Here is a 14,492-nt window from a genome sequence, read left to right as displayed (position 1 = left end):
CTGCCGCCTGTAGGAATCTGCCGTTACATTGACGGCCATAACAAGAACCACGGGCGGCCTTGCCATGAACTACGACGCGAACCAGCAGCTGATCCTCGCTCTGGTGCTGGCGGTGATGATCTTCGGTGTTTCCCTGGAGCTGCGCATCGGCCAGTTCCTCGCCGTGCTGCGCCAGCCGCAGCCGGTGCTGGCCGGCATGCTCGGGCAGTGCCTGATCCTGCCCTGGGCGACCCTCGCGGTGACCCTGCTGGTGGACCTGCACCCCGGCCTCGAGCTGGGCCTGCTGCTGGTGGCCTGCTGCCCCGGCGGCAACCTCTCCAACGTGATGACCCACCTGGCGCGCGGCAACACCGCGCTGTCGATGAGCATGACCGCGCTGTCCAGCCTGCTGGCGCTGGTGCTGCTGCCGCTCAACTTCGCCCTCACCAGCGGCCTCAACCCGGAGGCCTCCGCCTACCTCGCCGGGCGGCTCAGTGCGCTGCAGATGGATCGCGGCAGCATTCTCGTCAGCGTCGTCGTGCTGCTCGGCCTGCCGCTGCTGGCCGGGATGCTGGTGGGCAACCTGTGGCCGCGCCTGGCGACCCGGGTGATGCCCTGGTTCAAGCGTTTCTCGCTGCTGGCCTTCGTGGTCTTCGTCGGCGGCGCGGTGGCCGGCAACTGGCGCCTGTTCGTCGACAACCTGGGCCTGGTGTTCTTCATCGTGGTGCTGCACAACGCCAGCGCCATCGTCCTCGGCTGGGCCATGGCCAGGCTCGCCCGCCAGCGCGGGGCCAACCTGCGGGCCATGGTCATCGAGATCAGCATGCACAACTCCGGCCTCGCCCTGGGGCTGATCTTCGCCCAGTTCGGCGGGGAGCCGAACATGGCGCTGGTCGCGGCCTTCTGGGGCACCTGGCACCTGGTGAGCGGCCTGCTGCTGGTGGCGTTCTGGCGCAACCGACCACTGCCGGTCGGCGAGGAGGCCCTGCCATGCGCGTCCTGATCACCGGCGCCGCCGGCTATATCGGCCACCAGTTGCTGGAAGCGCTGGCCGCCCGTCATCCCGAGTGGAGCCTGGTGGCTGCGGACATCCGCCCGCTGCCGGCCAGCGCCCGGGCGGCGAACGTCGAGGAGGTGCAACTGGATATCGCCCGGGCCGAGGCGGTCGAGGCCTGCATCGCCCACTGGAAGCCCCGGGCCATCGTCCACCTCGCTTCGGTGGTGACCCCGCCGCCGGGCATGAGCGAGGCGACCCTGCACGCCATCGACGTCGAAGGCACCCGCGCGGTGGTCGCCGCCGCCGCCGCCCATGGCGTCGGGCAACTGGTGGTGACCAGCTCCGGCGCCGCCTACGGCTACTACCCGGAGAACGCCGAGTGGATCGACGAAGCCGACCCGCTGCGCGGCCATGACGCCTTCGCCTATGCCCGCCACAAGCGCGAGGTGGAGGCGCTGCTGGCCGAGGCCCGCGAGCGCCACCCGCAGCTGCGCCAGCTGGTGCTGCGCCCGGGCACCATCCTTGGGCGGCGGGTGGACAACCAGATCACCGCGCTCTTCGACAAACCCTCGGTGATGGGCGTGCGCGGCCACGACAGCCGCTTCGTGTTCATCTGGGACCAGGACGTGGTGGCGATCATCCTCCAGGGCCTGGAGCGCGGTGCCGAAGGCATCTACAACCTGGCCGGCGACGGCGCACTGAGCATGGCCGAGATCGCCGCCATCCTCGGCAAGCCCTACCGGCCGCTGCCGGCGACGCTGATCCTCGCCAGCCTGGCGCTGCTCAAGCCCCTCGGCCTGACCCGCTACGGACCCGAGCAGCTGGACTTCCTGCGCTACCGGCCGGTACTCGCCAACCGCCGCCTTAAGGAGGAGTTCGGCTACCAGCCGCGGTACTCCAGCCGCGAGGCGTTCCTGGCGTTTCTCGATGCGCGGGGCAGGGTGCCGCGTGCCTGAGTCGGGCGATGCGCACGGCGCCCCCTAGGTCGCGGCCGGGCGCCTCGCCAGTTGCTGGCGATATTCACCGGGGGTCTTGCCGGTCCACTGCCGGAAGGCGCGGAAGAACACGCTGGGCTCGGAGTAGCCCAGCAGCACGGCGATCTCGGCGATGGGCAGGTTGCCTTCCTGCAGGTGGCGTTCGGCCAGCTGCAGGCGGGTGTCGCCGAGCAGTTGCTGGTAGCTGCTGCCCTCTTCGGCGAGGCGCCGTTGCAGGGTCCGTTCGCTGAGGCCGAGGCTGGCGGCGAGGGCGCTGCGGTCGGGTTCGCCGTGGGCCAGCTGGGCGCTCAGCAGCGCCACCACGCGGGCGCGCAGGCCTTCGCTGGGCAGGCGCGCGAGCAGGGCTTCGGCGTGCTGGCGCAGCAATGCCTGGAGTGGTGGGTTGGCCTGGCGCAGGGCGGCGCCCCGCAGCTTCAGCGGCAGCACCAGGGCGTAGTCGGTGGCGTCGAACTCCAGCGCGCAGGCGAAGCAGTCCTCGTAGGCGGCCAGGCTTTCGGGCCGCGAATGGATGAAGCAGGCACGCAGCAGGCGGAAGTCATCCAGCAGCGGTTGCATCAGGCGCATCCAGAAGGCCATCAGCGCCAGCACCCGCGTGCGGGTGGCGGGCACGTGCGGGTGCAACGGACGGTACAGGGTCCAGAGCTGGTCGCCTCGGATCTCCACCGCCAGGGTGCCGCCCTCGCCCACCAGGCGCTGGTAGCGCAATTCGGCTTCCAGGGCGTCGCCCAGGGTCGGGCTGCTCTGCAGCAGGTAGCCGAGCACGCTGAACTGGCCGGGCGCGAGCGCCTGGCCCAGCACCAGGCCGGGCTCGGGGTGGGCAAGGCGTGATTCGATGGCGCTCCACAGCGCTTCCTGGGCCGGGAAGGGGATGCGCGCGTCAGGGTCACCCAACTGGGCATCACCCAGGCCGCTGGCGGCCAGCAGCTCGGCACGCGGCAGGCCGAGGCTTTCGGCGGCGTGGAGGATGGCCTGGGTGAGGCTGGCGCTGACCGAGGCCTGGTCGGGTGATGCGGCGGTTGGGCTCATGGGATGGATTCTGCCCAAGCCGCCGTGACTCAGGAAGGGCCGTGTTCAGCGATGGGAGCCGACATCCGGCTGATAGTCCACATCGTCCTCGACCAGCGGCTCGACGCCCCCGTCTTCCAATGCCACCGCCGGTGCGTCGGGGTTGTCCAGCACCGCGTAGGAGATGGCGCAGAACAGCGAGTTGAGGCGCTTCATGTCGCTGATCAGGCCCAGGTGCAGGGCGCTGGTCTCGATGCTCTGCACCACCTGCTGGTGCAGGCGCTCCACGTGGGCATGGGACAGGCGCCGCTCGAGGATGCGGAAGCGCTGCTTGGCGCGGCGCAGGCGCTTGGCGTTCTCCAGGTCGCCGTTGAGGAACACCGAGAGGCTCAGGCGCAGGTTGTTGACCAGCTGGTTGTGCAGCTCGGCGATGTCCGCCAGGCCCGCCTCGGAGAAGGAGCGCTGCTGCGAGGTCTTCTTGTGCTGCACGTCGCCGACCATGCGCTCGATCAGGTCGCCGGCCTGCTCCAGGTTGATGGTCAGCTCGATGATCTCGGCCCAGCGCCGGCTGTCGCGTTCGCTCAGGTCCTCGCGGGGCATGCGCGCCAGGTACAGCTTGATGGCGGTGTAGAGGGCGTCGATGTCGTCGTCGAGGCGGTGGATCTCCTTGCCCAGCAACGGATCGCCACCACGCATCAGCTTCAGCAGGTTGTTCAGCATCTGCTCGACGATGTCGCCCAGGCGCAGGGTCTCGCGCACGGCGTTGGCCAGGGCCAGGCTCGGCGTGTCCAGGGCGCTCTTGTCCAGGTGGCGTGGCTTGGCCACGTCGCTGGGCTGCTCGCGGTCCGGCAGCAGCCAGTCGCAGAAGCGCGCCATGTAGGGCGTCAGCGGCAGCAGCAGGAGGCAGCGCACGCTGTTGTAGAGGACGTGGAAGGCGATCACCAGCTCGGCGGTGGAGAAGGCCCAGGTGTCCAGCCACTCCGCCGCCGGCCCCACCACCGGCAGCACCAGGGCGCAGCCGACCAGCTTGAACAGCAGGCTGCCGAGCGCGACCCGGCGGCCGGCGGCGTTCTGCGAGGTGGCGCTGATCATGGCGAGGATGCCGCTGCCGACGTTGGCGCCGATCACCAGGCACAGCGCGACCTTGAGCGGGATCACCTTGGCCGCGGCCAGGGTCGCGCTGAGCAGCACGGCCGCCAGGCTGGAATAGGTGACCATGGCGAACAGCGCGCCGGTCAGGGCGTCCAGCATCACATCGCCCGTGAGCGAGGAGAACAGCACCTTCACGCCCTTGGCGGTGGTGATCGGTTCGGCGGCGGCGACGATCAGCTGCAGCGCGAGGATGATCAGCCCCAGGCCGATGGCCACGCGGCCGAGCTGGCCGAGGCGGGTCTGCTTGCGCGAGAGGAAGAAGATCACCCCGAAGAAGATCAGCAGCGGCGACAGCCATGACAGGTCGAAGGTCAGCACGCGCGCCATCAGCGCGGTCCCGACGTCGGCGCCGAGCATGATCGCCAATCCCGAGGACAGGCCCATCAAGCCCTGGGCGACGAAGGAGGTGACCAGCAGCGCGGTGGCGTTGCTGCTCTGCACCAGGGCGGTGACGCCGATGCCGGCGGCGAAGGCCAGGGGCGCGCGCTTCATGCTGTGGCTGAGCCAGCGGCGCAGGTCGCTGCCGTAGACCCGGAGGATGCCGGTGCGCACGATGTTGGTGCCCCAGACGAGCAGGGCGACGGCGGAGAGCAGGTTGAGCAATGTCAGCATCGGTTCCCTCCTGACGGTAACGACGTGAGCCGCTCCTGGAGGTGGAGCGACGGTTGGGGGGGGGCGGGTTTGTAACATATCCGTCATGTTCTGACTTGCCGGCCAGCGTCCCGTTCGCCCCTGTCGATCACCTTTTCTACCCGTCAGTTAAGTCGCTAAAGGCCCTCCGCGCTCCGTCGAGCGCGGGCGACGGATCCTGTCGCGCGATGCCGGTAGCCTCGGTGAACTGATAACCTGTGGCATCCCTGCGGACGCGATCTTCCGATGCTCAACCTCTACCACGCCAATGACCTGGAAAGCCTCGGCGAGCTGGCCTGCACCTTGCTCGTGCAGCCCCAGCGCGACCCGTTGGCGCCGTCCCGCGTGGTGGTTCCCAGCCAGGGCATGGGGCGCTGGCTGACGCTGCAACTGGCGCGGCGCGAGGGCATCGCCATGCAGCTCGACATCCAGCTGCCCGCGCGCTTCATCTGGGACCTCACCCGCCAGGCCCTGGGCGCGCTGCCGCCGCAGTCGGCGTTCAACCCGGTGACCCTGTCCTGGCGCCTCTACGACTGGCTGTGCGAGCCCGCCAACCTCGAACGCACCCCGCGCCTGGCGCAGTACCTGGACGGCGGCGACGAGCGCCGCCGCCTGACCCTGGCGGCGCGCATCGCCGACGTGCTCGACCAGTACCTGCTGTACCGCGACGACTGGCTGGCCGCCTGGGAGCGTGGCGAGCTGCTCGGCCTTGGCGCCGACGAGCAATGGCAGGCGCTGCTCTGGCGCGAGCTGACCGCCGACGGCCACCCGCACCGTGCGCGCCTGCTCGGCGACCTGCTGGCCCGGCTGCACGACGACGCGCCCATCGAGGGCCTGCCGGAGCGGCTCATCGTCTTCGGCATCAGCAGCCTGCCGCCGCACCACATGCGCGTACTGGAGGGGCTGGCGCGGCATTGCGAGGTCATCCTCTTCGCCCTCAACCCCTGCCGCGAGGCCTGGGGCGACATCCGCGACATCCGCGAGCTGGCCGCCCTGCCGGAGCCCGGCATCGACGACTGGTACCTCGACGTCGGCCACCCGTTGCTGGCCAGCCTGGGCAAGCAGGGGCGGGACTTCTTCGACGCCCTCTTCACCCTCGGTGGCCAGGAGATCGGCATCTACGCCGAAGACCAGGACCTGGCCGACAGCAGCCTGCTGCGCGCCATCCAGAACGACATCCTGCGCCTGCGCACCCGCCGCGCCGACGAGCGCATGGCCCTGCGCGCGGGCGACCGTTCACTGGAAGTGCACGTCTGCCATTCGCCCCTGCGCGAGGTGGAGGTGCTGCACGACCAGCTGTTGGCGCGCTTCGCCGCCGACCCCGGGCTGACCCCCGACCAGGTGGTGGTGCTGACCCCCGACATCGAGCGCTACGCCCCCTACATCGAGGCGGTGTTCGCCCCGCGCGAAGGCGTGCCGCGCATCCCCTTCAGCCTCGCCGACCGCAGCCTGCGCGCCGAGCTGCCGCTGGTGGAAGCCTTCCTCGCCCTGCTCGACCTGGCCCAGAGCCGCTTCGCCGCCGAGGAACTGCTCGGCTGGCTGGAGCAGCCGGCCCTGGCCGTGCGCGCCGGAATCGAGGCCGAGGACCTGCCGCTGGTGCGCGACTGGCTGCGCGAGGCCGGTGTGCGCTGGGGCCGTGACGGCCGCCACCGCGCGCGCCTGGGTTTGCCGGAAGAGGACGCCTTCAGCTGGCGCCAGGGCCTGGAGCGCCTGGTGCTGGGCTTCGCCGCGCCGCCGCGACTGGCCGGCGATGCCCCGCCCCTGCTGGGCGACAGCTGGCCGCTGGACGCACTGGAAGGCGCCCGCGCCCAGTTGCTCGGGCGCCTGGCCGGTTTCATCCAGCGCCTGGGTCATCTCGCCGACGACCTGGCCCGCCCGCGCCCGCTGGCGGACTGGGCCGAGACCCTGCAGGGCCTGATCGACCAGCTGTTCGACGAACGCGAGGCCGGCGAAACCCTGCTGCTGCTGTCCCAGGCCTGCGGCGACCTGCGCAAGCAGGCCGAGGCGGCGGGCATCGAGCGGCCCATCGACATGAGCCTGGTGCGCCAGCAACTGGTGGCCGCGCTGGATGCCGGCAGCGGCGCCTCGGGCTTCCTCACCGGTGCGGTGACCTTCTGCACCATGGTGCCGATGCGCAGCCTGCCGTTCCGCCTGGTGTGCCTGCTCGGCCTGGACGACGGCGCCTTCCCCCGGCGCACCCCGGCCGCCGGCTTCGACCTGATCACCCGCAAGCCGCGCCGGGGCGACCGTGCGCGCCGCCTCGACGACCGCTACCTGCTGCTGGAAACCCTGCAGTCGGCGCGCGACGGCCTCTACCTCAGCTACGTGGGCCGCGACCCGCGCGACAACGCGCACCTGCCGCCCTCGGTGCTGATCAGCGAACTGCTGGAGACCATCGACCTCACCGCCACCGCAGGCGATGCCAAGGCCAGCGAGCAGGTGCTGATCAGCCATCCGCTGCAGCCCTTCGCTTCCGGCAACTTCGCCGGCGGCCGCCACGCCGGCTTCTCCGCCCCCTGGTTCCGCGCGGCCCAGCGCCTGGCGGAGGTGCCCCGGGAGCCGGACGCGCCCTTCGCCCTGCCGTTGCCCGAGCCCGACGCCGACTGGCTGACCCTCGAACCTGCGCAACTCATCCAGTGCTTCCGCCACCCGGCGCGCTTCCTCCTCGAACAGCGCCTGGGCCTGCGCCTGGCCGAAGCAGAGGAGGCGCTGGCCAGCGACGAGCCCTTCGCCCTGGAAGGCCCCGCCTGGCGCGGCCTGCGCCAGTTGGCCCTGGACGCGGTGGAGCGCGGCTGGTCGGAGCTGGACGAACGCCGTATCGCCCGCGCCGCCGGCTGGCTGCCCACCGGCGAGCTGGGCCATGCGCTCTGGGGCCAGCTGCGCGGCCCGGTACGCGCCTTCGCCCCGCGCCTGTTCGAAGCGCGCCCGGACAGCGCCCCGCAGCCGCTGCTGGTGGACATCAGCCTGGCCGGCGTGCGCATCCACGGCTGGCTGGACGGCGTCACCGAGGACGGCCTGTTCGGCTGGCGCCTCAACCGCCTCGGCGAATGGGAGCTGGCACCCTTCTGGCTACGCCACCTGCTGCTCAACCTTTCGGCCACCCCCGGCATCGCCCGTGAAAGCCGCCTGCTCTCGCCCGCCGGCGACTGGCAGGCCGGCCCCCTGGCCAATGCCGCCGCGTTGCTGGAGCCCTGGCTGCATGCCTACCGTGAAGCCCTGTGCGAACCCCTGCCGCTGCTGACCAAGGCCAGCCACGGCTTCGCCTCCGGCTGGCGCAAGCCCGGGCGTAAGGAGCCTCTCGACGCCGCCCGCAGCAAGGCGCGCATCGCCTGGGACGGCATCGACTTCGGTCCCGTGGGCGAATCCCGCGACCCCTGGTACGCCCTCGCCTTCCGCGACCGCGACCCCCTGGACGAACGCTTCGAACGCCTCGCCGAAACCCTCCTCGGCCCGGCGCTGGACGCCCTGGCAGATGACGAGGAGGACGACGCATGAGCCTCGACCTGCTCAACGATCCCTTCACCGGGCGCAGCCTGATCGAGGCCAGCGCCGGCACCGGCAAGACCTGGACCCTGACCGCGCTCTACGCGCGGCTGTTGCTGGAGCGGCGGCTGGGCGTGGGGCAGATCCTGGTGGTCACCTACACCACCGCCGCCACGGCCGAGCTGCGCGAGCGCATCCGTGCGCGGCTGGCGGCGCTGCTCGCCGTCTATGAAGGCGCGGAGGCACCCGACCCGGTGCTGGCCGGGCTGCATGCGCAGTACCCGGGCGAGGACGCCCATCGGCGCCTGCTGCTGGCGGTGCATGGCTTCGACGAGGCGGCCATCTTCACCATCCACGGCTTCTGCCAGCGCGCCCTGCAGGACGCGGCGTTCGAAGCCGGTGGCGATTTCGACAGCGAGCTGACGGCGGACGACCGCGAGGTGCTCGACGGCCTGCTCGCCGACCTCTGGCGCACCGAGCTGGCGGCAGCCGAGCCCGCCTGGGCGCGTTTCCTCGCACAGAAGCGCATCACCCCCCAGTCGCTGCGCCAGCGCCTGCGCTCGCACCTGGGCAAGCCCTACCTGCGCATCGAACCGCGCGACGGCGAGCTCGGCGACCTGGGCGCGGCCAGCGAGGCCTGGGCCCACGCCCGGGACATCTGGCTGCGCGATGCGCCGGCCTGCCTGGCGGACCTGGCCGCCTTCGACGGGCTCAACAAGCGCAGCTACGACGCCGCCAAGTTCGCCCTCTGGCAGGGCGAGCTGGATGCCTATTTCGCCGACCCCGCCGCGCTGTTCGCCGCGCCCACGGGGCTGGAAAAGCTCGGCCGCGAGGCGCTGCTCAAGGCCTGCAAGAAGGGTTTCGAGCTGCCCGAGCACGCCCTCTGCTCGGCGTTGCAGGGCCTTTTCGAGGCATTGGAAGAGGCCAGGCCCGCCGGTGAGGCGCGGCTGATCGATCTGCAGGTGCGCCTGCTCGACACCCTCAACCGCGAGCTGCCGGCGCGCAAGGCGGCGCAGCGCATGCTGGCCTTCGACGACCTGCTCAACCGCCTCGACCAGTCGCTGCAAGGCCCTGCCGGCGAGGCGCTGGCCGCCGCCCTGCGCGAACGCTACCCGGTGGCGCTGATCGACGAATTCCAGGACACCGACCCGGTGCAGTACGCCATCTTCCGGCGCATCTACCCAGGGGGTGCCGAGGGCGGCGACCTGTGCTTCGTCGGCGACCCCAAGCAGGCGATCTACGCCTTCCGTGGCGCCGACCTGGCCACCTACCTCAAGGCCCGTGACGAAGCCGCGCGGCAATACAGCCTGAACACCAACCACCGCTCGGTGCCTGCGCTGATCGCCGCGCTCAACCGGGTATTCGACCGGCCGCTGCCCTTCGCCGAGCCGGGCCTGGCCTATCCGCCCGTGGGTGCCAGCGACAAGGCCCGCGCCCAGCTGGTGCTGCCCGAGGCGGGGGCGCCGCTGGAGCTGGTGTGGCTGGGCGACGATCCCCTGGGCAAGGGCGAGGCCGGCAATGCCGTGGCCATCGACACCGCGCGGCGCATCGCCGCCCTGCTGGCCGCCAGTGGCCGGGGCGAGGCCTATTTCGACGAGGCCGGCGTGCGCACGCCCCTGCGCGGCGGCGACATCGCCGTGCTGGTGGCCAGCCACCGCCAGGCGGGCGAGGTGGCCGAGCAACTGGCCGTGCGTGGCGTGCCCAGCGTGCGCCGGGGGCGCGACAGCGTCTGGCACAGCGCCGAGGCCGAGGAGCTGGCCGCGGTGCTCGCCGCCTATGCCGAGCCCGGCCGCGAGGGCGTGCTGCGCTATGCCCTGGCCACCCGCCTGCTGGGCCGCGACGCCCAGGCCCTGGCCCGCTGCCAGGACGACGAGCACGCCTGGGACCAGGAGCGCGAGGACGCCGAGCGCTACCACCAGTTCTGGCAGCAGCAGGGCTTCATGCGCGCCTTCCGCGCCTGGCTCGACGAGCAGCGCGTGGCCGAACGGCTGATCGCCCTGCCCGATGGCGAGCGCCGCCTGACCAATCTCCTGCACCTGGCCGAGCTGCTGCAGGCCGAGAGCCTCCAGCGCCCCGGCCTGGAACCGCTGCTGGCCTGGTTCAACGCCCAGCGCGCGGCCGAGAGCCATGGCGACGACGCCCTGCTGCGCCTGGAAAGCGATGCCGAGCGGGTGCAGATCGTCACCGTGCACACCAGCAAGGGCCTGGAATACCCGCTGGTGTTCTGCCCCTACCTCTGGGACGGCGCGCTGCTGCGCCGCGACGAGGACATCACCTGCCATGCCGAGGACGGCACCCCATTGCTGGACCTGGGTGGCGCCGACTACGACGACAACCGCGAGCGCGCCCGCCGCGAGCGCTTCGCCGAGCGCCTGCGCCTGGCCTACGTGGCGCTGACCCGTGCCCGTGACCGCCTGTGGCTGCACTGGGGGCCGGTGGCCCTGCCCAGGGCGAAGAAGGACGGCGAGCTGCCCGAGGACGGGCTGCACAGCAGCGCCCTCGCCTGGCTGCTGCACGGCCGTGAGCTGCCCGGCGAGGCGTTGCTCGGCGAACTGGCCGGCCACCTCGCCGCGCTGGATGGCGCCGGCCTGCGCCGGGAGCTGCAGGGCCTGGCCGATGCCAGCGCAGGCACCATCGCCCTGGTGGCCTGTCGCGACGCCGAGGCCAGCGCCCAGGGCGAGACCCGCGCCGCGCCACCCGCCGCCCTGTCGCACCTGCAACGCGGCCTGCACAGCGCCTGGCGGGTGGGCAGCTTCTCCGGCCTGGCCGCCGGCATGCACATGGAAGCGCCGGACCGCGACGCCTTCTTCGTGCCCCCGGCCACCGACCCGGGGGCCGGCTTCTACGGCTTCCCCCGGGGCGCCCGTGCCGGCACCTGCCTGCACGCCATCCTCGAAGACTGGGTGCGCGGTGAGGGCGAGCTGGAGGACCTGGTGCCGCTGCACCTGCTGGGCCACGGCCTGCCCGAGGACTGGGCGGCGATCGCCATCGAGCAGCTGCGCAAGGTGCTGGATGCCGACCTCGACGGCCAGGGCCTGAGCCTGGCCGCCCTCGAACCGCGCCGGCGCCTGCCGGAGCTGGGCTTCACCTTCCCCGTGGCGCAGCTGGATATCCAGGGCCTGCGCGCGGTGCTGGCCGACCCCGCCCACGGCCTGCCGGAGCCCATGCGCCTGGCCGCCGAGCGCCTGGAATTCGATCAGTTGAACGGTTTCATGAAGGGCTTCATCGACCTGACCTTCGAGCACCAGGGGCGCTGGTACATCGCCGACTACAAATCCAACTGGCTCGGCCCGGACGCCAGCTACTACGGCGGCGAACGCCTGGAGCAGGCCATCGCCGCCGAGCACTACCACCTGCAGTACCTGATCTACCTGGTGGCGCTGCGACGCTTCCTGCGCCTGCGCCTGGACGGTTTCGCCAGCGAGGGGCTGGGCGGCGCCTACTACCTGTTCCTGCGTGGCATGCCGGAGGCCGGCGTGTACTTCCACCGCCCCGACGACGCGCTGCTCGACGCCCTGGACCGCCTGTTCGAGGAGGGCCGCCCATGACGCTCGCCGAATGGCCCCTGGGCCCGCTGGAGCGCTTCTTCGCCGAGAGCCTGCTGCGCCTCGACCCGGATGCCGGCGAGGCGGTCACCGCCGCCGCCGCGCTGTGCTGCCAGGCCCTGGCCAATGGCGACGTGTGCCTGCCCCTGGCGCGCCTGGCCGGGCAGCGGGTGTTCGACGAAGGCGCCGCCGGGCTCGACCTGCCGGCCCTGCCCACCTGGCTCGCCGCCCTGCGTGCTTCCCCCCTGGTGGCGGAGCCCGGCGGTTATGCGCCATTGACCCTGGACGGCGAACGCCTCTACCTCAGCCGCTACCACGCCTACGAGACGCGCCTGGCCGCCAGCCTGCTGGCCATGGCCGGCGCCCGCCCGCCGGTGGACGAGGCGCGCCTGGCGGAATCCCTGGCGCGGCTGTTCGCCCGCAACACCCAGCAGCCGGACTGGCAGCGCCTGGCCGCCGCCCAGGCGGTGCGGCGCAACCTGGCGGTGATCTCCGGCGGCCCCGGCACCGGCAAGACCACCACCGTGGTGCGCCTGCTCGCTGCGCTGCTCGAGCAGCCTGGTGGCGAGCGCCTGGCCATCGGCCTCGCCGCGCCCACCGGCAAGGCCGCCGCGCGCATGGCCGAGGCCATCCGCAATGCCAAGGCCGAGCTGCCGGTGGAGGACGCCATCAAGGCCCTGCTGCCGGAGGAGGCGCGCACCCTGCACCGCCTGCTGGGCAGCCGTGGCGACAGCCCGCAGGTGCGCCACCACGCCGACAACCCCCTGCCCCTGGACGTGCTGGTGGTGGACGAGGCCTCGATGGTGGACCTGGCGCTGATGGCCAAGCTGCTCGACGCCCTGCCCCCCGGCGCGCGCCTGGTGCTGCTGGGCGACAAGGACCAGCTCTCGGCGGTGGAGGCCGGCGCGGTGTTCGCCGAGCTGTGTGAAGGCCGTGGCCTGGATGCCACCGCCAGCGCCGATCTGGAGCGCATCACCGGCCAGCGTGTGCCGGTGGAGCAGCCGCGTTCGCGCCTGGGCGACGCCGTGGTGCTGCTGACCCACAGCCACCGCTTCGCCGGCGACAGCGGCATCGGCGAGCTGGCGCGGCGCATCAACGCGGGCGACGCGCGGGGCACCCTGGAGCTGCTGCGTGAGGCGCGCCCCGATCTCGGCTGGAACCCCGGCCCGTTGCAGGGCCCGCTGCTGGAACGCCTGGACGCCGGCTACGCGCCCTTCATCGTCGCCGCGCGCACCGGGGATGCGCAGGCTGCCTTCGCCGCCTTCGCCGACTTCCGCGCCCTCACCGCCCAGCGCGAGGGGCCCTGGGGCGTCAATGGCATCAACGAGGCGCTGGAGGCGCGGATCAAGCGGCGCCTGGGCATCGCCAGCCGCGAGCGCTGGTACCCGGGGCGCGCGGTGATGGTGCGGCAGAACGACTACGCCCTGGGCCTGTTCAATGGCGACATCGGTATCTGCCTGCCCACGCCCCACGGCCTGCGGGTGTTCTTCGAGGGGGAAGGCGGTCACCGGCCCTTCGCCCCGGCGCGCCTGCCCAGCCACGACAGCGCCTTCGCCATGACGGTGCACAAGAGCCAGGGCTCGGAGTTCCGCGAGGTGCTGCTGGCGCTGCCGGAGCAGCCGAGCCCGCTGCTCAGCCGCTCGCTGTTCTACACCGGCATCACCCGCGCCAAGCAGCGCGTGGAGATCTGGGGCCTGCCGCAGCGCCTGGCCGAGGCGGTGAGCACCCGTGCCGAGCGGGCGGCCGGGTTGGCCGCGCGCCTGGCCAGCGCGGAGCCGGCACCCGTCATGGCGCCGCCACCCGCCGCACCACCCGCGCCCCCGGCGGGTGGGCAGCTGGACCTGTTCTAGCGGGCCTCCCTCACAGGGTGACGAAGCGCTGCAGGCCACCGGCGAAGCTGGCCTGGATGTAGGCGTACACCGCCCCCGCGCGCTTGTAGCCGCCATGGTTGGAGACCACCTTCTTGCAGTTGGCGACGAACACCGTGCGGGTGGCCACCTCGATATAGGTCTTGTCCTCGGGGCCGTAGAGACCCAGGGCCAGGTCCTGCTCGGAGGAGGCGTAGGCGAAGCGCAGCACCTCGTCCCGCGAGGAGTGGAAGATGTACACCCGCTCGCAGGAGGGGATGGCGTCGGCGAACTCCTCGTCGCTCTCGAAGCATTCGTTGTCCACCGCCGGCGCGGTGCAGAAGTAGTTGCGCACGATGCGCCCGGGCGAGCCCTTGAGGGCCTTGAGGGTGACCCGTGCGCCGAGGCTGTGGGACATCACGTCCACGGCGCCGGCGTTCCCGGAGAGGTTGTCCAGGAGGAAGCGGAACATCCGCGCCACGGCGTTGGCGCGCTTCTTCGCCTGCCACCAGTCGAGCTTCTGGTCGCCGCCGGGCCAGGAGTAGCCGAGCACCATGTCGTAGGCGTTGGCGAGGTGGACCATGGCCTGCTGCTCGATCACCTGGTAGGAGTCGAACACCTCGTACTGCTCGTTGTTGTAGCCGTGCACCAGCAGGAGCAGGCGCTTGCCCTTGACCAGGTGCAGCAGGTCCTTGAAGTCCAGCACCGCCGTGACCGTGTCGTTGGCCAGGTCCACCTCGCGTATGAGGTGGCCGGTTTCGGAGAGCTGGTCGGGATTGGAGAAGTCCTTGCGCGAACTGATGATGATCATGAGTGACTCCGCGTTCCTTGCGGCGAGGGGCCGGTGGCGGCGCGGCGA

The 14,492-nt window shown here is 71.8% G+C and carries 8 protein-coding genes; 5 read left to right on the top strand and 3 right to left on the bottom strand.

The window, feature by feature from the left end:
* Nucleotides 1–64: 64 nt before the first annotated feature.
* A complete protein-coding gene (locus ACYJSS_RS13000; protein WP_111259345.1) occupies nucleotides 65–982 on the top strand; it encodes a bile acid:sodium symporter family protein in 918 nt (305 codons plus the stop codon).
* On the top strand, nucleotides 970–1,932 hold the full coding sequence (locus tag ACYJSS_RS12995) for an NAD-dependent epimerase/dehydratase family protein (protein WP_236205271.1): 963 nt from the start codon (nucleotides 970–972) through the stop codon (nucleotides 1,930–1,932). The genes ACYJSS_RS13000 and ACYJSS_RS12995 overlap by 13 nt, the downstream gene beginning before the upstream one ends.
* 24 nt (nucleotides 1,933–1,956) lie before the next feature.
* Here the strand turns inward: ACYJSS_RS12995 and ACYJSS_RS12990 are convergent, their stop codons facing one another.
* Together ACYJSS_RS12990 and ACYJSS_RS12985 are read right to left on the bottom strand one after the other, a co-directional pair.
* Entirely contained in the window at nucleotides 1,957–2,997 is a 1,041-nt protein-coding gene (locus tag ACYJSS_RS12990) for an AraC family transcriptional regulator (protein ID WP_236205272.1), read from the bottom strand.
* Between the two features lie 45 nt (nucleotides 2,998–3,042).
* Complete coding sequence (locus tag ACYJSS_RS12985) at nucleotides 3,043–4,740, bottom strand: Na/Pi cotransporter family protein (RefSeq protein WP_111259348.1); 1,698 nt, start codon at nucleotides 4,738–4,740, stop codon at nucleotides 3,043–3,045.
* A gap of 264 nt (nucleotides 4,741–5,004) precedes the next feature.
* Between ACYJSS_RS12985 and recC the strand changes: the two genes are divergently transcribed.
* From recC to recD, 3 genes are read left to right on the top strand one after another with little or no spacing between them, the layout of a single operon-like run.
* Nucleotides 5,005–8,253 (top strand): exodeoxyribonuclease V subunit gamma, encoded by a 3,249-nt coding sequence (gene recC, locus ACYJSS_RS12980; RefSeq protein WP_236205273.1) that lies wholly within the window; start codon nucleotides 5,005–5,007, stop codon nucleotides 8,251–8,253.
* Nucleotides 8,250–11,789 (top strand): exodeoxyribonuclease V subunit beta, encoded by a 3,540-nt coding sequence (gene recB, locus ACYJSS_RS12975; protein WP_236205274.1) that lies wholly within the window; start codon nucleotides 8,250–8,252, stop codon nucleotides 11,787–11,789. Before recC ends, recB begins: the two co-directional genes overlap by 4 nt.
* On the top strand, nucleotides 11,786–13,636 hold the full coding sequence (gene recD, locus ACYJSS_RS12970) for an exodeoxyribonuclease V subunit alpha (RefSeq protein ID WP_236205275.1): 1,851 nt from the start codon (nucleotides 11,786–11,788) through the stop codon (nucleotides 13,634–13,636). The genes recB and recD overlap by 4 nt, the downstream gene beginning before the upstream one ends.
* 10 nt (nucleotides 13,637–13,646) lie before the next feature.
* Here recD and ACYJSS_RS12965 read toward each other — a convergent pair whose 3' ends face one another.
* Nucleotides 13,647–14,444: an alpha/beta hydrolase gene (locus ACYJSS_RS12965; RefSeq protein ID WP_158545559.1), complete on the bottom strand. Its 798-nt coding sequence runs from the start codon at nucleotides 14,442–14,444 to the stop codon at nucleotides 13,647–13,649.
* Nucleotides 14,445–14,492: the final 48 nt, after the last annotated feature.

The organism is Pseudomonas sp. No.21 (assembly GCF_054558415.1).
The sequence above is the reverse complement of the archived record's forward strand: the minus strand, read 5'-3'. Positions and strand labels throughout refer to the sequence as shown.

Bases quoted from the DNA above. Each gene is read 5' to 3' on its own strand.
- ACYJSS_RS13000 (WP_111259345.1), top strand. From the start codon at position 65: ATGAACTACGACGCGAACCAGCAGCTGATCCTCGCTCTGGTGCTGGCG.
- ACYJSS_RS12995 (WP_236205271.1), top strand. From the start codon at position 970: ATGCGCGTCCTGATCACCGGCGCCGCCGGCTATATCGGCCACCAGTTG.
- ACYJSS_RS12990 (WP_236205272.1), bottom strand. From the start codon at position 2,997: ATGAGCCCAACCGCCGCATCACCCGACCAGGCCTCGGTCAGCGCCAGC.
- ACYJSS_RS12985 (WP_111259348.1), bottom strand. From the start codon at position 4,740: ATGCTGACATTGCTCAACCTGCTCTCCGCCGTCGCCCTGCTCGTCTGG.
- recC (WP_236205273.1), top strand. From the start codon at position 5,005: ATGCTCAACCTCTACCACGCCAATGACCTGGAAAGCCTCGGCGAGCTG.
- recB (WP_236205274.1), top strand. From the start codon at position 8,250: ATGAGCCTCGACCTGCTCAACGATCCCTTCACCGGGCGCAGCCTGATC.
- recD (WP_236205275.1), top strand. From the start codon at position 11,786: ATGACGCTCGCCGAATGGCCCCTGGGCCCGCTGGAGCGCTTCTTCGCC.
- ACYJSS_RS12965 (WP_158545559.1), bottom strand. From the start codon at position 14,444: ATGATCATCATCAGTTCGCGCAAGGACTTCTCCAATCCCGACCAGCTC.